A 17,651-nucleotide genomic window follows, 5' to 3' on the forward strand; every position below is an offset into this window, starting at 1 on the left:
CGGCTATCGACCCCGCCCTGGTCGTTCTGTCGCTTGCATTTCGTCGTCACAAGCGGCCGTCTGTCAATCCGCCCGATGCGATGTGAGCAAGAAAGTTCGCGTCGATGGCAACCGTCCGCCGGAACGATCCGTAACTGTTCCGTCGGCAACAATCCGATCCCGCTACCGATAGAGGGTGCTGGACCATGAAAACTCCCTTCGCCGCTGTGATCACAATCGCTATCCTTGCCGCCAGCGGCACCGCCAGTGCGCAGGACCCGTTGCCGTTCTCGCCGCTTGATCCTGACGCGAAGGAAACATCGGTTTCGTTTGGCATTCTCTCACCGCTTTTGAAAAAGGGCCTGTCATGTTCAGATCCGCAATCCTGTTTGCGCTCCTGGTCGGCGCCCCATCCTCTGCCTGCGCGGCAGAAGACGAGCCGCAGCGGTTTGCCCCTGAACAACTGGAGCAGGACGGCAAGGTAACGCTGAGCCCCGGATTTTCTCCTGACGGGCAGACGATTTACTTTGCACAATCGGACTGCACGCCGATCTGGGAATGCCCGCAGCGTCTGAAACGCGCGCGGCGCACCGTCACTGGCTGGACCACGCCGGAAGATGTGCCTTTGCCGCGTGAGGGACGGGTCGATTGGCCCACAGTTTCTCCCGATGGCAAAACACTGCTGTTTTCGTGGTCGGCCAAGCGGGATGAATTTGCCGATCTGGATATATATGAGAACTTCGATCTCTATGCGCTCGATCTGACCGATCCTGATGCCGTTCCCGTTCCGCTGGCAAGCGGCGATATCAATCGCCCGCGGGCAGGATCGCTCAAAAAGCTGCGCTTCATGCACAACGAAACGCTGCCATCGCTGACACGCGCGGGAACATTATATTTCATGACGGAGCGGCCCGACGGGATTGGTGAGCGCGATAACTACGTGGCCCGTCCCGGTCAGGACGGCCGGTTCGAAACCGCCGTGCCCCTGCCTGCGCCAATCAATACCAGCGACCGGGATGATGGCGTGTGGGTCGATGCAGAAGAACGCGTCATGCTGCTGAGCTACCCCAATCGCGGCGGCGAAGGTGGAGCCGACATCTTCATTTCTTTCATGACGGCAGACGGCTGGAGCGAACCACAAAATGCAGGCGCACGGATCAATTCGCCCTATGCCGAATTCGGCGCGCGGCTGACGCCTGACAAGACCCAAATCGTCTTTACCTCGGATCGCCCATATGCAGGGCGAGAGGCAGGTGTTCTCCAAGTGTGGAGCGCGTCTTTCGATCTGTCAGATTACCAACGATAAGCACCGGATTCCCGTTCGGCGCGGCATTCCAATGGCGGATTAGGTCTGGTATTCTTGAGGCCCGCGACGTGTCGCGGTAACCTTTGCGATCTGGATCCCGCTCTCCCGGCAAATTTGCACTTTTCGCCGGTGAACGCCGTAACTTGTCATTCATTGCCCCACCCAGTTGCGATCATGTGCGCGGTTGAGGAAACTGCGAAAGCGGGACGGCGGCTTGGGGCGGAATCGGACGTTCAATTTGGCCGCCGCCCACGACTGGATCTGGGTCGAGAGGCGGCGCATTACTCGGCTGTGATCAACGGCAGCTAACGCGTTCAGTCACCCGGAAGCGGTCAGACAGCTACCTATCCAGTTCTCGTCATTCCGACGCACCTCTCCCAATCCCGAAAGCTGCCGCTCTCTTTACCCAACACGCAAAGAGAGCGAACGCCTCCCCCAAGGCGCTCGCCCTCACTCCCGTCCAAGGGAGAAGCGTCAATTCTGTGAAAGCAAATGCGCTCTTACGCGGCCTGTTCCATCCGGGCGAGTTCGCAGTGCGACCAGATCTCGCTCAATGCCTTGATCAGCCGGTCGATGTCGCCATCGGTGTGCACCGGCGAGGGCGTGACGCGCAGCCGCTCGGTGCCCACGGGCACGGTCGGGTAATTGATCGGCTGCACATAGATGCCGTGGTTGTCCATCAGCCAGTCGCTGATCATCTTGCACTTCTTGGCATCCCCAACCATCACCGGGATGATGTGGCTCGGGTTGTCGAGGTGCGGGATGCCCATGATGTCGAGCGCGCGGCGCACCTGCGCGACGCGCTTCTGCTGCAGCTCGCGCTCGGCGCTGCTGTTCTTGAGGTGGCGGATGCTCGCCGCTGCGCCCGCCGCGATGGCGGGGGGCAGGGCGGTCGAGAAGATGAAGCCGCTGGCAAAGCTGCGCACGAAATCGACGAGGTTGGCGGACGCGGCGATATAGCCGCCCATCACGCCGTAAGCCTTGCCCAGCGTGCCTTCGATCACGGTGATGCGGTCCATCAGTCCTTCGCGTTCGGCAATCCCTCCGCCGCGCGGGCCGTAGAGGCCGACCGCGTGGACTTCATCGATATAGCTCATCGCGCCGTGCTTTTCGCAGACGTCGAGGATTGCAGCGATGGGGGCAATGTCGCCGTCCATCGAATAGACGCTTTCGAAGGCGACCAGCTTGGGCACTTCGGGGCCATACATGCCGAGCAGCTCGTCGAGATGCTCCGCATCATTGTGGTGCCAGATCTTGTAGGGCGCGCGGCTGTGGCGGATGCCTTCGATCATCGAGGCGTGGTTGAGCGCGTCGGAGAACACGACGCAGCCCGGGATTTTCGACGCAAGTGTGCCGAGCCCCGCCCAGTTCGAAACATACCCGGAGGTGAACAGCAGCGCGGCTTCCTTGCCGTGCAGATCGGCCAGTTCGGCTTCAAGCTCGACATGGTAGTGGTTGGTGCCCGAGATATTGCGCGTGCCGCCCGCGCCCGCGCCGCATTCGTCGAGGCATTCGTGCATCGCTTCGAGCACCGCCGGGTGCTGACCCATGCCGAGATAGTCGTTCGAGCACCACACCGTCACCGCCTGCGTTTCGTCAGCGACGAAGCGGGTGGCGTGGGGGAAGCGGCCGCGGTGGCGCTTGATGTCGGTGAACACGCGGTAACGGCCATCGGCGCGCACAACATCCAGTTCGCCGGCGAAAAAGGCTTCGAAGTCCATGCGCATTCCCTCTGTCGTCATCGTCATGTCAGTCTCGTTCGATTGTCATCGCAGCCTTGCGCTGCGGATAGGCCCAGCCCCACAGCATCCCGTCACGGAAGGGGAGGGCAAGAAACAGGTGTTCGAGCACGCCCAGCAGGGCGAGCGTGGTCAGGAGGCTCGCGCCCACCATTTCGGCGCTGCCCACCGGCGCGGCGAGTGCCAGCGCGGCGAACCAGATGGTGACCCCGGTCAGCACCGCGATCGACATGATCAGCAGCCGGGTCACGCGGCTGGGGCCGAAATAGGACTTCAGATAGGCCAACTGCTCCGGGAGCATTTCCGAGGAGGAATTGGGCACGCCCACGAAGAGGTTGATCTTGGAGATCAGCCGCATCGCAAACATCAGCACGAACACCGTCGCCCCGATCTGGTTGGGCACGTCCCACGACAGCGAGATCAGCAGCAGCGCTGTTACCGCCAGCGCCACTTCGTGATGCATCACGGTCGCCGCCGCCTGGCGGAAGCGCGCGACCCCGGTCAGCCCCGGATCGGCCAGCCCGCGGCGCGGGCCTGCCGAAGCGCCGGTGAGGAAGCTCAGCTCGTGCCAGCCCCACACCATCAGCGCGCCGACAAAGCCGAGGTAAACCGCCCAGACTTCGGTCGAAAGCGAAGCGGCGAGGATCACGATCAGCCCGGCGATCCCGGCTACGCTGCCGACGATCAGGCTGCGCGAAAAGGTGGTGCGCTCACGGTTGTCGGCCCAGGCAATCAGCCCGGTCGCGACAAACCAGATCGCCACCGTCACGATGAACGGCACAATATGGCCGCTCCAGCTTACCATGCGGGCTGCAGCCGGATCGATTGCGGCAGAGCGTTGGGCTTGGGCCGCTGGAAATACATCCGCGCGAAAGCGAGGCCTGCGCCAGCCATGCCCGAGGCGCGGCTCAGAAGCCCGCCGATCCCGCCGCGCGCCTTGCCATCCTCAATGCGTTCCGCAGCGAGGCGCAGCTTTTCCATCTGGCGGCGGAAGGCGGGGCTGTCGATGTCGAGCTCGACCGGGAAGACCTGCCGGGCGATCTGGTTGGTGATCTCGAAGACCTTGTAGTCATACTCGGTCGGATCGACGCCGAGCGCGGCGTGGAACACCGGGCGGTTGTGATCGCGCACATACATCGTGGCGTAGACCGACAGCAGGAAGAACCGCACCCACAGCTTGTTGGCGCCTTGCAGCAGCTTGGGGTCGGCGCGCAGCAACATGGCAAAGGCCTCGCCGTGGCGGAACTCGTCATTGCACCACTCCTCGAACCAGTCGAAGATCGGGTGGAACTTGTATTGCGGGTTCCTCGCCAGATGGCGGAAGATCGTGATGTAGCGCGCGTAGCCGATCTTCTCGCTCAGATAGACCGCGTAGAAGATGAACTTCGGCTTGAAATAGGTGTATTTCTTGGTCTTCGTCAGATAGCCCAAGTCGACGCCGATCCCGGCATCCTTCAGGCTTTCGTTGATGAAGCCGGCGTGGCGGCTTTCGTCGCGGGCGAGCAGGCGGAAGAGCTGCTTCACGTCCGGGTTCTTGGTGCGCCGGGCGATTTCGGCATAGAGCACGCAGCCCGAGAATTCGCTCGTCATCGAGCTCACAAGGAAATCGGTGAATTCCTTGCGCAGGCTCGGTTCCAGCCCCTCGATCACGCCCTTGAAGCGGTCCGAATGCTTGAAATGCAGCTTGTTGGGATCGCCTACCATGTCGGCGATCAGCTGGTCCCATTCGGCGCGCACCAGGCTGACGTCGATCGCGTCCAGCGCGTCGTAATCGGTGGTGTAGAAACGCGGGGTCAGCATCGTGTCCTGCGTCGCGATTGCCATCGCTTCTTCGCTGGTCATCGGCTTGTAGGCGTTCATTTGATCCTCCCGGCGTTGAAGCTGACTTCGTAGAGTTCGCTGAGGTCGAAATAGGCAGCGATGCGGGTCAGCGAGCGGGCCAGCGGGCTGGCACGGGTGACAGTGGCGCGGCGTTCGAACACCTCGCGGGTGCCGAAGGGGATCGAGATCGGCGCACCATGCACGCGCACCTTGTCGCCCGGCTCGATCGCGACCTCATCGGTCAGTTCGACATGGGCGTGGAAATGTTCCGAGCTCTGCTCGACCGTGATCGTGCAGGGGGTCTCGAAGGACTCGGTCGAGAAGAATGCCAGTGCCATCAGCGGGCGGCCTCCGCTTCGGGCAGCAGCGTGGCATAGATCGCGCGGTTTTCCGGCCCGAAGCCGCTGATTTCGATGTTCACCCCAGTGGCCGGGTCGGCCAGCGTGAGCGCGCCGGTGTCCCAGCGGGTGAGGGTAAAGGGCACTTCGGCCCCGATGTCGCGGATGCGGCGCTGGTGGACGAGGCTGCGCACGCTGGCGCGCACGAAGCCGCCTTCGCCCTGACCATAGCGGGCGAGCACCTCGGCGGTGGCGCCGTCCTCGACCCGGACGGTGCCGTCCGGTTCGTCGAAGAAGCGGAGCGTGCGCTGCTGCGCCGGGGCCACTCCGGCAGCGGCGCGCGCTTCGGTGGGCACGGCCTGCTTGGGCAGGAAGCCGAGCGTGACCGAGGCTGTCAGCGCGACCGAGATCGCGATGACCCCGCCCATCAGCGCGAGCGGCACCTTGTGGACGGTGATTTCGTCCTTCTCATATTCGCGAACGATCATGCCGGTGCTCCCTCAAATCCGTTGTCGCTGCGGCGCAGGGCCGGGGCGAGGCGGCCGGTCGGGGCCGCGGGCTGGGTTCCGATATGGCCGGTGGCGGCGGCGGCTTCCTTGATCTCGGTCAAATTCCGCGCGATTGCACCGTGCTGCGCGCGGGTGGCGGCGATCAGATGGGCAAGGGCGGCGGCATCGGGCAGGGCGCGCAGCATCGGCTGGGGCCGCGCATACCGCCAGGGGCGCACATGCGGCCACAGCAGGGCGACGCCCAGCAACCGGTCGCCGGCGAGGTCGAAGGCGATGTCGCCATATCCGGTCTTGCCATGGAGGCGCAGATCGGCCGAGGTCACCTGCTTCAGCGGAATGTTGATCCGCGTTTCGATCGCCATGCCGATGCGCATGATCAGGCGCGTGTCGGTGAGAATGTAGAGCGTGCTGCGGGCGCTCGCCCAGGCCAGCACATAAAGCAGCGCAATCAGCGCGGTGCCCAGCACGGCGGCCACGATCGCAGCATTGGTGTTGCCGCTCATCAGCGCGATCAGCGCGAGCGCAGCCATGTAGAAACCGAGCGTGCGGGTGTGGAACGCCGTGCGCGCCAGCAGGCCGAGCGCCGGGCGGCCCTTCCACAGCACCTTTTCGTCAGGTGCGGGTGTGCCCATGCGATCGCCGAAGGCCTTGGGGCCATCTTCCTCGAGCGCGGCGTGATCGAGCCCTTCATGACCGGGCCCTGCCGGCAGCGGCGTTGCCGCCGCTGCCATGGGCTCTGTCACGCTGCCGGCCTGTTCCTTCAGATCCATGCTTCCGACCTTTCAGGTGTCGCATACATGTAGCCGCCGCCGAAATAGGCCTGGATGCGGTCTTCTTCGTAGCGGGTGATGATGCCTGCGGTTTCCAGCGCGGGGACATCCTCGAACTGGGCGGCGGTGATCGCGTCGATCTCGACGAACTTGGGCTCGTCGTGATTGGTGGTCGGCAGCACCTTGCCCAGCAGGCTGTTGCCGTGGACCACGGCCACTGCCATCGGGGCGAGCACCTTCTTGCCCGAGTTGGTCTCGACTTCCAGATAGCGGATCAGGTGTTCGGCCTGATCGACCCAGATGTCGGTGACCTTGCCCGCATTGGCGCCGTCGGCACCAACCACCGGCCAGCCGATCAGCTGCGGATCCTGCGGGGAGACGATCAGCTCGTGGCTGTCGGCGATCGGCACGATGCGCGGGCGGCCATCGAAGGTGACATCGGGATACTTGGCGCGGTTGGCGAAAGCGGCCGGGCCCATCCCGTCCTTCATCGCATCGCCGGTCGGCACCCAGGGGGCACCGGCAGCCTTGAAGGCCTGCACGCCGGGGACGTTGATGTCGTCGCGCTCGACGTCTTCGGGGACATAGGTGCCGCGGCCATTGGGCAGCTGGAAGCTCTTCTTGTCGCCATCGAACAGGCTGCCGGGGAGGACCTTGCCGGTTTCCTCTTCCTCAAGCGGATAGCCTTCACGCCGGCTTTCCCGGTTGAGGTAGAAGACCAGCGCGACGAAGAAGCCGAAAAACAACAGGAAAGCGAGTTCGGCAGCATCAAAGGAGCCGACGATATAGGCAGCGTTCATTTCACATTCCTCTCATGGAACAGGCCGGCAGAGGCGAAAGCCGGAAGACAGTGACGGGACAGGCGGGCACAGGTAATCATGTCGGAAACTCCATCAGGCCGAAGGGCTTGGCGGGAGCTTCGTCGGCGTCGCTGGCCATCCGGCGCTGGTAGCCAACCAGCGGACCGATGGCGGCAAGGCCAATCAGCAAGAGCGCGATTTCGAGAATGTAGACAGTGCCATAGCCGGTCGCGCGCATGGCAATGCTGGTGGTGGGCGCATCGCTTTGCAGCAGCAGCGCCACCCCGTCGCGCAGCAGGCCGCCGACCGCGATGCCGAGCCCGGCACAGGTCGCCTGCACCGCACCCCACGCGCCCAGCGCCAGCCCTGCGCTTTCGTTCTTGGCGAGGCTCATCGCCTCCATCAGCGTGCCGACCGAAAACAGCCCGAGGCCGATCCCGATGCCGAGGCTGCCGATGTAAAGCATCACCGGCGAGGCAAATGGCCCGGCAAACAGCACGATCAGGAAAGCGTTGATCCCGATCACCAGCCCCGCGCCTGCCAGCCGCAGCGGATCCCAGCCCCGTGCGAGCGCCCGGCCCGAGAGCATGAAGCCCAGCAGCGATCCCAGCGCCCATGCCCCGGTGAGCCCGGTGGTCGCGCCGACCGACAGGCCAAGGATCTCGCCGCCATAGGGTTCGAGCAGCGCATCCTGCATCGCAAAACCCGCCGCGCCGATCCCGATAGCGGTCAGCAGCCGGGCGTTGCGGCCGCTCTTGATGAAGGCCTGCCACAACTGCCTGAAATCGGGCGTCTCGCGATCCGGCGCGGTGACGGCGGGGTTGCGCGCTTCCTGCTTCCACAGCGCGGCGACGTTGAGAATCACGGTCAGCACCGCGCAGCCCTGGATCACCTGCACCAGCTTGGTGGCGGTGTAATCGGCAAGGAACCCTCCGATCACGAAAGCGGCGAACATCATGCCGACCAGCAGCATGACATACAGCAGCGCGACGGCGCGCGGGCGCTTGTCTTCGGGCGCAAGATCGGTCGCCAGTGCAAGGCCGGCGGTCTGGGTCACGTGAAAGCCGGTGCCGGTCAGCAGGAAGGCGGCGGTCGCTGCGAAGAGGCCCAGCGTGAAGCGGTCGGGCACGTCCAGCAGCAGCAGCGCGAAGGGCATGATCGCGAGGCCACCGAACTGCATCATCGTGCCGAACCAGATATAGGGCACGCGCCGCCAGCCCAGCACTGAACGGTGGGTGTCCGACTTGTGGCCGATCAGCGCGCGGAACGGGGCGGCCAGCAGCGGCACCGCGATCAGCAGCGCGACCAGCCAGGTCGGCGTGCCGAGCTCGACCACCATTACGCGGTTCAAGGTGCCGTTGAGCAGCACCATCGCCATGCCCACGCTCACCTGAAACAGCGCGAGGCGCAGCAGGCGGGGGAGTGGCAGGTCCGCGCTCGCGGCATCCGCAAAGGGCAGCAGCCGGAACACCAGCTCTGCCAGACGCGGTTGCGCGGGAGGGCGGACGGGCGCGTTCATCCGTGCCGCACCAGTTCGAGCGCCTGCGAGGTGTAGAACCCGCTGCTGACGCGCTGGGTGCGCCCGATGCTCCAGCCGCCGAGGCGGGCAAGGCGTTCGCGCAGCTCGCCTTCGCCGACGGGGACGATGGCGGGGCTGCGGTCGGACTTGGGGAAGAACTTGCCGACTTCGTGCATCGCGCTCAGCAACTTCGTGCGCGGGGCGAAGGTGAACAGGATGCTGCCCGTGGTGCGCTGCGCCAGCTGGCCGAGCGCGTCGACGAGGTCTTCGGGCTGGTAATGGATCAGCGAATCCATCGCCACCACATGGGCAAAGGTGCCCAGTTCAGGGTCGAGCATGTCGCCCGAACGCCAGTGGATCCGCCCGTGGCCGATGAAAGACGGCGTGCGTTCGCGCGCCACTTCGACAAGGCCCGCCGCCACGTCGATCCCGGTTACTTCCGCGCCCCGGCAGGCGGCCGCAACCGCCAGCGATCCGGTACCGCAGCCCGCATCCAGCACCTGCGTGCGCCTGAGGTCGGTCGGCAGCCAGCCCAGCAACGTGGCGCGCATCGCATCGCGCCCGGCGCGCACCGTGGCGCGAATGCCGCTGACTTTCGCATCCGAGGTGAGATCGATCCACGCCTGACGCGCGGTGCTGTCGAAATAGGTCGCCAGCGCCTCGCGGCGAGTGTCGTAATCGTTGGGGAGCCGTGTCGCCATTATTCGAACCCCAGAAAGTCGAAGATATCGCGATCCTTCATCGGCTGCGCGGTCGATGGGTCGACCCCGGCCCACAGCATCGCGGCGAGGCGCAGATATTCGTCCTGCGCTGCGATCACTTCGGGATCGTCGCCCATTTCGAACAGCGTGCACTTCTTGAGGCGCGACCGGCGGATCGCGTCGACATCGCGGAAGTGCGCGAGGCGGGGCATCCCGACCTTGTCGCAGAAGCGGTCGATCTCGTCGGTGTCCTTGCTGCGGTTGGCGACCACCCCGGCAAGGCGCACGTCGTAGTTCTTGGACTTGGCTGCGATCGCCGCGACGATCCGGTTCATCGCGAAGATGGAGTCGAAATCATTGGCCGCGACCACCAGCGCGCGTTCGGCATGCTGCAGCGGCGCGGCAAAGCCGCCGCACACCACATCGCCCAGCACGTCGAAGATCACGACGTCGGTTTCTTCGAGCAGGTGGTGCTGCTTCAGCAGCTTGACCGTCTGCCCGACGACGTAGCCGCCGCAGCCGGTGCCCGCCGGGGGTCCGCCCGCTTCGACGCACATCACGCCGTTATAGCCTTCGAACATGTAGTCTTCGGGCCGCAGTTCCTCGGCATGGAATTCGACCGTTTCGAGCACGTCGATCACCGTCGGCATCAGCTTCTTAGTGAGGGTGAAGGTGCTGTCATGCTTGGGATCGCAGCCGATCTGCAGCACGCGGTGGCCGAGTTTGGAGAAGGCAGCCGAAAGGTTCGACGAGGTGGTCGACTTGCCGATCCCGCCTTTGCCATAGACCGCGAAGACCTTGGCGCCCTTGATCTTGTCGGCCGGGTCGAGCGCGACCTGCACCGAGCCATCGCCATCGGGCGGCGAGAAGGTGGAGCGGGGGTTGTGCAGGTTCATAGTTCAGATCCCTCTGGTCATTCTGCCGGGAACACGCCTTCGAGGCGGTCCTCCAGCTCGTCATTGGCTTCGCGCAGGGCGGCTAGGGTCGCCTCGTCGGGCGTCCACAGGTTGCGGTCGCAGGCTTCGAGCAGGCGGCCCGCGACCCGCGCGGAGCTTTTGGGGTTGAGCGCCGACAGCCGCCGCCGCATGTCGGCGTCGAGCACGAAGGTCTCGGAAATCTTCTGATAGACCCAGGGGGCGACCTGGCCGGTGGTGGCCGACCAGCCCAGCGTGCTGGTCACGTGCCCCTCGATCTGGCGCACGCCTTCGTAGCCATGCTCCAGCAGCCCTTCGAACCACTTGGGGTTCAAGGTGCGGGTGCGCGCTTCCAGATCGATCTGCTCGGCCAGCGTGCGCACCTTGGTGTTCCCGCGGGTGGCATCAAGGATATAGACCGGCGTTTCGGTCCCCTTGGCGCGGCTGACCGAGCGGGTCACGCCGCCCAGCCCATCGACATACTGGTCGACATCATTGATGCCGAGTTCGATGCTCTCAAGGTTCTGATAGGTGAAATCGACCGTGCCCAGCGCGCTCTGGAGCAATTCGCGCTGCTGCACTGGCTTGCCCGAGACACCGTAGGCAAAGCCCTTGTTGATCTCGAAGGCGTTGGCGAGTTCATCCGGATCGGCCCAGACGCCGCCTTCGATCATCTGGTTGACGTTGGCACCATAGGCGCCCTCGGCATTGGAGAAGACGCGCAGAGCGGCGGTTTCGAGATCGCAGCCGTGCTTTTCCATCTGCGCTAGCGTGTGCTTGCGGATGAAGTTGGCCTCGCCCGTTTCGTCGGCACCGCTGGCGAGCAATGCGGCTTCGGCCAGCATCCGGGTCTGCATCGGCAGCAGGTCGCGGAAGATGCCGGAAAGCGTCATCACCACGTCGATGCGCGGGCGACCCAGCTCTTCCAGCGGGATCAGTTCGGCTCCCGCGAGGCGGCCATAGCTATCGCGGCGCGGGCGGGCGCCCATCAGCGTCATCGCCTGCGCGATCTGGACGCCTTCGGACTTCATGTTGTCGGTGCCCCACAGCACCATCGCGATGCTTTCGGGGAAGGGCTCTCCGCTGTTCACATGGCGCGCGATCAGCTGCTCGGCCTGTTCGCTGCCCATCCGGCAGGCGAAGGACGAGGGGATGAGGAAGGGGTCGAAGCCGTGGATGTTGCGCCCGGTCGGGAGCACATCGGGGTTGACCACCACATCGCCGCCCGGTGCCGGTGCGACATAGCCGCCATCAAGCGCGTGGATCAGCGAACCCATTTCATCGGAAGAATCGAGCAGCGCGGCAAGACGCGCACGGTCCGGGGTCGGGCCGTCATGGCTGCCCGCTTCCATCATCGCATCGAGCATGTCCTCGGCTTCCGCGCCCGAAGGGTTGCGGCCGAAGATGTGCAGCCCGTGCGGGATCAGCGATTGCTCCATCTCGTAGAGCCGCGCCGGAAGTTCGCCGATCTCGGCATAGGTGATGTCGAGCGCTTCGCACTGGTCGGCGATGAGTTGCGCCAGATCGGCGCGTTCTTCCGCATGGTCGGCATCGTCGATGGTGGTGCGCCAGCGTTCGACACTTGCCTTCAGCTCGGCGAGACCCTTGTAGAGCCCCGCCTGCGCCAGCGGCGGGGTGAGATAGCTGATCAGCGTCGCGCCCGAGCGGCGCTTGGCCAGCATCCCTTCCGACGGGTTGTTGGCGGCGTAGAGGTAAAAATTGGGCGTGTGGCCGATCAGCCGATCGGGCCAGCACTTGCCCGACATGCCTGCCTGCTTGCCCGGCATGAATTCGAGCGCGCCGTGCGTGCCGAAATGCAGGATCGCGTGCGCGCCAAAGTCTTCGCGAAGGTAGCGGTAAAAGGCGCTGAAGGCGTGGGTCGGGGCGAAGGTGCCTTCGAACAGCAGCCGCATCGGATCGCCTTCATAGCCGAAGCCCGGCTGCACGCCGACGAAGACATTGCCGAAATGCGCACCCTGAATGAGGATATGCCCGCCATCGGCCAGTTGCTTGCCCGGCGCCGGGCCCCATGCGGCTTCGATCTCGGCCAGATGCGGCTCGCGCGCGACGTGATCGTCGGCCGGGATGCGGTGGGCGACATTGGCATCGGTGCCGAAGCGTTCGGCATTGCCCTTGAGCAGCGCGTCACGCATCGCATCGAGGCTTTCGGGCACATCGACATCGTAGCCATCCGCGTTGAGGCGCTGGAGCGTAGCGTAGAGCGATTCGTGCACCGCCATGAAGGCCGCGGTGCCGGTCGCCCCGGCATTGGGCGGGAAGTTGAACACCACGATGGCGAGTTTGCGCGCGGCGCGCTCGCTCTTGCGCAGCTGGATCAGTTTGACGGTGCGCGCGGCCAGCGCCTCGGCGCGTTCCGGGCAGGCCTGCATCGGGCGCGCCTTGTGCGAAGTGGGGCGGGCGCAGTTGCGATCGCAACCGGTGCATCCCTTGCCCGACTGTCCGGCACGCCCGCCGAACACGCTCGGCACGGTCGACCCGTCAAGCTCGGGCAGGGCGACCATCATGGTGGATTCGAGCGGCAGCAGCCCCTGCGGGCGGTGGGCCCAGTCCTCGATGGTCTGGAATTCGATCGCGTGGGCGGCGAGGTAGGGCAGATCGAGCTTGCCCAGCACCTCGCGCGCGGCCTGCGCGTCGGAATAGGCAGGGCCGCCGACAAGGCTGAAGCCGGTGAGGTTGACGACCGCATCGACCGTCGGCTTGCCGTCGGGGCCGATAAAGAAGGCCTCGATCGCAGGGCGCGCATCGAGCCCGCTGGCGAAGACCGGCACGACCTTGAGGCCAGCGGCTTCGAAAGCGGCAATCGCACCGTCATAATGCGCGCAGTCGCGGCCCAGCAGGTAGGAGCGCAGCAGGATCAGCCCGACCGTGCCCTCGCGCCCTTCGGCTTTGGGCAGCAGACGCAGGCTTTCGGAGATGCGCTGCTGCGTGGCGGGGTGATAGACCCCGGTTTCGGGATATTCGAGCGGGGCTTCGGCGCGGGTGATGCCGCGGCGGTAGATCCGCTCGCCCGCCGCATAGCGATCGATCAGCGCGCGCACCATCGCGACCACGTTCTCATCCGAGCCTGCGAGCCAATATTGCAGCGTCAGGAAATAGGCGCGCACATCCTGCGCGGTGCCGGGGATGAACTTCAGCAGCTTGGGCAGGCGGCGCAGCATCTTCATCTGCCCCGCGCCTGAATTGCCGCCCGGTTTGCCCGGCTTGCCGCGCAGCTTCTTGAGCAGCGCGAGAGGCCCCTTGGCCGGCGCATCCATCCTGTAGCCGCCCATCTTGGTCAGCTTGACCACCTCGCCTGCGCTCATCAGGCAGACCATCGCGTCGCATTCCTCGCGCCGCGCTTCGAGGCTGGGGAGGATGGCGCGGATGTGATCGTCGAGGAACAGCATCGTCGCGATGACGATGTCGGCTTCGGCGATCGCGGCCTTTACCGTTTCCAGCTCGCCATTCTCGCTGCCCCATTCGCTCGCGGCGTGGAGCGAGAGATCGATGCCTTCCTTCGCCAGCGCTTCCTCGGCCCGATCGACCGCGCCCTTCAGGTGATTGTCGAGCGTGACGATCACCACCCTCACGGGCGCGCGCGGGTCAACCGAGGAGGACGAGGCGACATTACCGTGCATAATGCGCCTTCGCGTCATAGAGCGTTTCGAGATCGATCTGGCGGCGGCCTTCGGCGGCGGCGAAATTCTCGGTGTTGCGACGGGCCTTGCCGCGCACGAAGAAGGGGATTTTCTTCAATTCGCGCTCGGCCTCGGCGGTCCAGAGATTGCCGGGCTCGTCGGTCAGCACGGGTGCGGGGATGTCCGCGACGGGGGCTTCCGAGACGCTATCGACCTGCGCCTTGCGCGGGGAATGCGCCGCGTGGTGCGATGCGCCTGCCTCGTCGGAGAATTCGAAATCCTCGCGGAACATGGTGAGGAGGTGTTCCTCCAGCCCCATCACCAGCGGGTGAACCCAGGTGTCGAAGATCACGTTGGCACCCTCGAACCCCATCTGGGGCGAGTGGCGCGCGGGGAAATCCTGCACGTGCACCGGCGCAGAAATGACCGCGCAGGGAATGCCCAAGCGCTTGGCGATGTGGCGTTCCATCTGCGTGCCCAGCACCAGTTCGGGCGCGGCGGCAGTGATGGCATCTTCGACCGCGAGGTGATCATCGGTGATCAGCGCCTCGATCCCGCAGCGGGCGGCTTCGGCGCGGACATCGCGGGCGAATTCGCGGGCGTAGCAGCCGAGGCCGCAGACCTCGAAGCCGAGTTCCTCGCGCGCAATCCGGGCGGCGGCGACGGCGTGGGTGGCGTCACCGAAGATGAAGACGCGCTTGGAGGTCAGGTAGGTCGAATCGACCGACCGTGACCACCAGGGCATCCGGGAAGAGGTGTCGCCGAGGGCAGGCGTGGGATCTGCACCTGCCAGCTCGGCGACGTCGGCAATGAAAGAGCGTGTAGCTCCCACGCCGATAGGGATGGTCCGCACAGCGGGCTGATCGAAAGTCTTTTCGAGCCAGCGGGCGGCCTCATCTGCGATTTCGGGATAGAGGACGATGTTGAAATCGGCTTGGCCGATCTGCGTGATGTCCTGCGGGGTGGCACCCAGTGGGGCGACGAGATTGACCTCGACGCCGAGCAGGGCAAGGATCTTGCGGATCTCGACCAGATCGTCGCGGTGGCGGAAGCCAAGCGCGGTGGGGCCGAGGATATTGGCGCGGGCTGCGCGGCCTTCACGGGGTGCGCGCACCACCGACTTGTCGGCCAGCTGGCGCACGATCTGGTAGAACGTCTCCGACGCGCCCCAGTTTTCCTTGCGCTGGTAGCTCGGCAGTTCGAGCGGTATGACCGGGCAGGGCAGCCCCATCGCCTCGGACAGCCCTGCCGGATCATCTTGAATAAGCTCTGCGGTGCAGGACGCGCCGACGATGATCGCCTGCGGGTTGAAGCGGGTCACCGCCTCGCGCGCCGCATCCTGAAAGATCTGCGCGGTGTCCTTGCCCAGATCGCGGGCTTCAAAGGTGGTGTAGGTGACCGGCGGGCGCTTGCCGCGCCGCTCGATCATCGTGAACAGCAAGTCCGCATAGGTATCGCCCTGCGGCGCGTGGAGCACGTAGTGGAGCTTCTCCATCGCGGTCGCCACGCGCATCGCGCCGACGTGCGGGGGGCCTTCATATGTCCAGACTGCCAGTTGCATCGCCTAGATCTCCAGCATGTCGCGGCGCCGCAGCGGCCGGGCAAAGAGTTCAGCGAGATCGGCGGCCTGGTCGAAGCCGTGGATCGGCGAGAAGACGAGCTCGATCGCCCACTTGGTGGTGAGCCCCTCGCCTTCGAGCGGATTGGCAAGGCCAAGCCCGCAAACGGTGATGTCGGGCCTGTCAGCGCGCACGCGGTCAAGCTGGCGCTCAACATGCTGGCCCTCGGACAGGCGCACGTTGGGGCCGAAGCTTTCCAGCTCGCGCGCCAGATGCGCGCGGTGGAGATAGGGCGTGCCGACTTCGACCAGCTCCATGCCCAGCTCGTCCTGCAGATAGCGGGCGAGCGGCACTTCCAGCTGCGAATCCGGCAGGAAGGTGATGCGCTTGCCTTTCAGCTGCGGTCGCAGCTTGGAGAGCGCGATGCGAGCACGCTCGCGGCCCGGGGCGATGACCTGTTCGGTCAGGGCCTTGTCGACCCCAAAGGCATTGGCAGCGGCGCGCAGCCAGTCCGAGGTGCCCTCGACCCCGAAGGGGAACAGCGCTTCGATCCGCTTCGCCCCGCGGCCTTCCAGCGCCATCGCAGTCTCGCCGAGGAAGGGCTGGGCCAGCAGGTAACGCGTGTTCGGGCCGACGCTCGGCAGATCGCGGGCGTTGCGGGCCGGCAGGCAGCCGACCTTGGCGATGCCCATGTCGGCGAACAGCCGCAGGAACTGGTCTTCGACGATGTCGGGCAGGCTGCCGACGATCAGCAGCTCCTGCGCGCTATCGGCGGGAAGGGCGGGCATCACCGGCACCAGCGCGGCGAGACAGGCGTCTTCGCCCTGCGTAAAGGTCGTCTCGATCCCGCTGCCCGAATAGTTGAGGATGCGCACCCGCGGCATATGCACCGCGCCGAGGCGCTGTGCGGCCTTGGCGAGATCGAGCTTGATCACTTCCGAGGGGCATGACCCGACAAGGAACAGCGTGCGGATGTCCGGGCGGCGTTCGAGCAGGCGGGTGACCACGCGGTCAAGCTCGTCCTGCGCATCGACCATGCCGGCAAGGTCACGCTCTTCCATGATCGCCGTGGCAAAGCGCGGCTCGGCGAAGATCATCACGCCCGCTGCCGATTGCAGCAGGTGGGCGCAGGTGCGCGAGCCGACCACGAGGAAGAAGGCGTCCTGCATCTTGCGGTGCAGCCAGATGATCCCGGTGAGCCCGCAGAATACTTCGCGCTGGCCGCGTTCACGTAGGACCGGGCGCTGCGCTTCGGCCTCGGGGCGGGCGAGCTCGGCAGCGCAGCCATCGAGGGTGGCGAGGGGGCTCATGCCGCCACCGCCTTGCCTGTGGCCGCGCCTTGAAGCCGCGCCATGCGCAGCTTCCACAGGAACTGTCCGGCGTTGATGATGTAGGCGGCATAACCCGCCAGAGCGACCAGCATCCGTTCTTCAAGCGTGCCGTATCCGCCCAGCAGCATCACCAGATAGAGGGTGTGCAGCGCCAGCACGAGCATCGAGAACACGTCTTCCCAGAAGAACGCCGGCGCGAACAACCATTTGCCGAACACCACCTTCTCCCAGATCGAGCCGGTGATCATGATGGTGTAGAGCACCAGCGTCTTGATCACGACCGAGACATCGGCGGCAAAAGCGCCTTCTCCGGTGGTGAGGGTGCGGATCACAAGTCCAAGGCTGACAATGAATACGCAAAACTGCAGCGGTGCGAGCACACCCTGAACCAGCGTCCAGACGGATTGGTCACGCCGCTCCCGCTCCTGGGGGGTGTAGAGCGCGCGATTCTGGCCTCTCTCATGGCCCGCCCCCTTCACCGTGGTTCCAGGTTCGACCGGGGATGCGTGATCCGTCCGTGTCATATGTTGCGTTAGCCTTTTCTCTCAGATTCGGAGATTACGCCCGTTCCAACATGAGTGTCAACTGAATTGGACGTTTAGTTTGCTTGACGATTGTTCGTTCCCGGGTAAGGTCATTTGCGCCCGCCCTCAAAAGAGCGTATGCAAATGATGCTGACCTCTCGGGATCGAGGTCGGGGCCGTTCTTGGAGGACGGTGACTACCTC

General features: G+C 65.1%; 15 protein-coding genes. 1 reads left to right on the plus strand and 14 read right to left on the minus strand.

From position 1 onward, the window contains the following. Nucleotides 1-346: 346 nt before the first annotated feature. Complete coding sequence (locus BZF59_RS13410; RefSeq protein WP_086608751.1) at nucleotides 347-1,285, plus strand: TolB-like translocation protein; 939 nt, start codon at nucleotides 347-349, stop codon at nucleotides 1,283-1,285. Nucleotides 1,286-1,785: 500 nt separating this feature from the next. Here the strand turns inward: BZF59_RS13410 and hemA are convergent, their stop codons facing one another. The 14 genes from hemA to bchF form a co-directional block, all read right to left on the minus strand. Beyond that, complete coding sequence (hemA, locus tag BZF59_RS13415; RefSeq protein ID WP_086608752.1) at nucleotides 1,786-3,006, minus strand: 5-aminolevulinate synthase; 1,221 nt, start codon at nucleotides 3,004-3,006, stop codon at nucleotides 1,786-1,788. A 28-nt stretch (nucleotides 3,007-3,034) separates the two neighbouring features. Beyond that, nucleotides 3,035-3,829: a putative photosynthetic complex assembly protein PuhE gene (gene puhE, locus BZF59_RS13420; RefSeq protein WP_086608753.1), complete on the minus strand. Its 795-nt coding sequence runs from the start codon at nucleotides 3,827-3,829 to the stop codon at nucleotides 3,035-3,037. Continuing rightward, on the minus strand, nucleotides 3,823-4,884 hold the full coding sequence (acsF, locus tag BZF59_RS13425) for a magnesium-protoporphyrin IX monomethyl ester (oxidative) cyclase (protein WP_086608754.1): 1,062 nt from the start codon (nucleotides 4,882-4,884) through the stop codon (nucleotides 3,823-3,825). Before acsF ends, puhE begins: the two co-directional genes overlap by 7 nt. Then, the gene (locus BZF59_RS13430) at nucleotides 4,881-5,183 is read right to left on the minus strand and encodes a hypothetical protein (RefSeq protein WP_086608755.1); all 303 of its coding nucleotides are present in this window, start codon (nucleotides 5,181-5,183) and stop codon (nucleotides 4,881-4,883) included. Before BZF59_RS13430 ends, acsF begins: the two co-directional genes overlap by 4 nt. Then, on the minus strand, nucleotides 5,183-5,671 hold the full coding sequence (puhC, locus tag BZF59_RS13435; protein ID WP_086608756.1) for a photosynthetic complex assembly protein PuhC: 489 nt from the start codon (nucleotides 5,669-5,671) through the stop codon (nucleotides 5,183-5,185). Before puhC ends, BZF59_RS13430 begins: the two co-directional genes overlap by 1 nt. Beyond that, on the minus strand, nucleotides 5,668-6,462 hold the full coding sequence (puhB, locus tag BZF59_RS13440) for a photosynthetic complex putative assembly protein PuhB (protein ID WP_086608757.1): 795 nt from the start codon (nucleotides 6,460-6,462) through the stop codon (nucleotides 5,668-5,670). The genes puhC and puhB overlap by 4 nt, the downstream gene beginning before the upstream one ends. Next, nucleotides 6,453-7,262, minus strand: coding sequence for a photosynthetic reaction center subunit H (gene puhA, locus BZF59_RS13445; RefSeq protein ID WP_086608758.1), 810 nt, complete (start codon nucleotides 7,260-7,262; stop codon nucleotides 6,453-6,455). Before puhA ends, puhB begins: the two co-directional genes overlap by 10 nt. 76 nt (nucleotides 7,263-7,338) lie before the next feature. After that, nucleotides 7,339-8,781 carry a BCD family MFS transporter gene (locus BZF59_RS13450; RefSeq protein ID WP_086608759.1) on the minus strand — a complete coding sequence of 481 codons (1,443 nt, stop codon included), beginning with the start codon at nucleotides 8,779-8,781 and terminating at the stop codon, nucleotides 7,339-7,341. Beyond that, nucleotides 8,778-9,482: a magnesium protoporphyrin IX methyltransferase gene (gene bchM, locus BZF59_RS13455; RefSeq protein ID WP_086608760.1), complete on the minus strand. Its 705-nt coding sequence runs from the start codon at nucleotides 9,480-9,482 to the stop codon at nucleotides 8,778-8,780. The genes BZF59_RS13450 and bchM overlap by 4 nt, the downstream gene beginning before the upstream one ends. After that, nucleotides 9,482-10,378, minus strand: a complete 897-nt coding sequence (gene bchL / locus BZF59_RS13460) for a ferredoxin:protochlorophyllide reductase (ATP-dependent) iron-sulfur ATP-binding protein (protein ID WP_086608761.1) — start codon at nucleotides 10,376-10,378, stop codon at nucleotides 9,482-9,484. The genes bchM and bchL overlap by 1 nt, the downstream gene beginning before the upstream one ends. 17 nt (nucleotides 10,379-10,395) lie before the next feature. Continuing rightward, nucleotides 10,396-14,034: a magnesium chelatase subunit H gene (locus BZF59_RS13465; RefSeq protein WP_086608762.1), complete on the minus strand. Its 3,639-nt coding sequence runs from the start codon at nucleotides 14,032-14,034 to the stop codon at nucleotides 10,396-10,398. Beyond that, a complete protein-coding gene (gene bchB, locus BZF59_RS13470) occupies nucleotides 14,024-15,595 on the minus strand; it encodes a ferredoxin:protochlorophyllide reductase (ATP-dependent) subunit B (protein WP_086608763.1) in 1,572 nt (523 codons plus the stop codon). Before bchB ends, BZF59_RS13465 begins: the two co-directional genes overlap by 11 nt. A gap of 3 nt (nucleotides 15,596-15,598) precedes the next feature. After that, nucleotides 15,599-16,903, minus strand: a complete 1,305-nt coding sequence (locus BZF59_RS13475; RefSeq protein WP_086608764.1) for a ferredoxin:protochlorophyllide reductase (ATP-dependent) subunit N — start codon at nucleotides 16,901-16,903, stop codon at nucleotides 15,599-15,601. Then, complete coding sequence (bchF, locus tag BZF59_RS13480) at nucleotides 16,900-17,448, minus strand: 2-vinyl bacteriochlorophyllide hydratase (RefSeq protein ID WP_086608765.1); 549 nt, start codon at nucleotides 17,446-17,448, stop codon at nucleotides 16,900-16,902. The genes BZF59_RS13475 and bchF overlap by 4 nt, the downstream gene beginning before the upstream one ends. Nucleotides 17,449-17,651 lie beyond the last annotated feature (203 nt).

The sequence above is a fragment of the Erythrobacter donghaensis genome, from assembly GCF_002155425.1.
Taxonomy (GTDB): Bacteria; Pseudomonadota; Alphaproteobacteria; order Sphingomonadales; family Sphingomonadaceae; genus Erythrobacter; species Erythrobacter donghaensis.

Excerpts from the sequence above, each read along its gene's own strand:
- BZF59_RS13465 (WP_086608762.1), bottom strand. The coding sequence starts at position 14,034 with ATGCACGGTAATGTCGCCTCGTCCTCCTCGGTTGACCCGCGCGCGCCC.
- puhE (WP_086608753.1), bottom strand. The coding sequence starts at position 3,829 with ATGGTAAGCTGGAGCGGCCATATTGTGCCGTTCATCGTGACGGTGGCG.
- BZF59_RS13450 (WP_086608759.1), bottom strand. The coding sequence starts at position 8,781 with ATGAACGCGCCCGTCCGCCCTCCCGCGCAACCGCGTCTGGCAGAGCTG.
- puhC (WP_086608756.1), bottom strand. The coding sequence starts at position 5,671 with ATGATCGTTCGCGAATATGAGAAGGACGAAATCACCGTCCACAAGGTG.
- bchB (WP_086608763.1), bottom strand. The coding sequence starts at position 15,595 with ATGCAACTGGCAGTCTGGACATATGAAGGCCCCCCGCACGTCGGCGCG.
- BZF59_RS13410 (WP_086608751.1), top strand. The coding sequence starts at position 347 with ATGTTCAGATCCGCAATCCTGTTTGCGCTCCTGGTCGGCGCCCCATCC.
- BZF59_RS13430 (WP_086608755.1), bottom strand. The coding sequence starts at position 5,183 with ATGGCACTGGCATTCTTCTCGACCGAGTCCTTCGAGACCCCCTGCACG.
- hemA (WP_086608752.1), bottom strand. The coding sequence starts at position 3,006 with ATGGACTTCGAAGCCTTTTTCGCCGGCGAACTGGATGTTGTGCGCGCC.
- BZF59_RS13475 (WP_086608764.1), bottom strand. The coding sequence starts at position 16,903 with ATGAGCCCCCTCGCCACCCTCGATGGCTGCGCTGCCGAGCTCGCCCGC.
- acsF (WP_086608754.1), bottom strand. The coding sequence starts at position 4,884 with ATGAACGCCTACAAGCCGATGACCAGCGAAGAAGCGATGGCAATCGCG.
- bchF (WP_086608765.1), bottom strand. The coding sequence starts at position 17,448 with ATGACACGGACGGATCACGCATCCCCGGTCGAACCTGGAACCACGGTG.
- puhA (WP_086608758.1), bottom strand. The coding sequence starts at position 7,262 with ATGAACGCTGCCTATATCGTCGGCTCCTTTGATGCTGCCGAACTCGCT.
- bchL (WP_086608761.1), bottom strand. The coding sequence starts at position 10,378 with ATGAACCTGCACAACCCCCGCTCCACCTTCTCGCCGCCCGATGGCGAT.
- puhB (WP_086608757.1), bottom strand. The coding sequence starts at position 6,462 with ATGGATCTGAAGGAACAGGCCGGCAGCGTGACAGAGCCCATGGCAGCG.
- bchM (WP_086608760.1), bottom strand. The coding sequence starts at position 9,482 with ATGGCGACACGGCTCCCCAACGATTACGACACTCGCCGCGAGGCGCTG.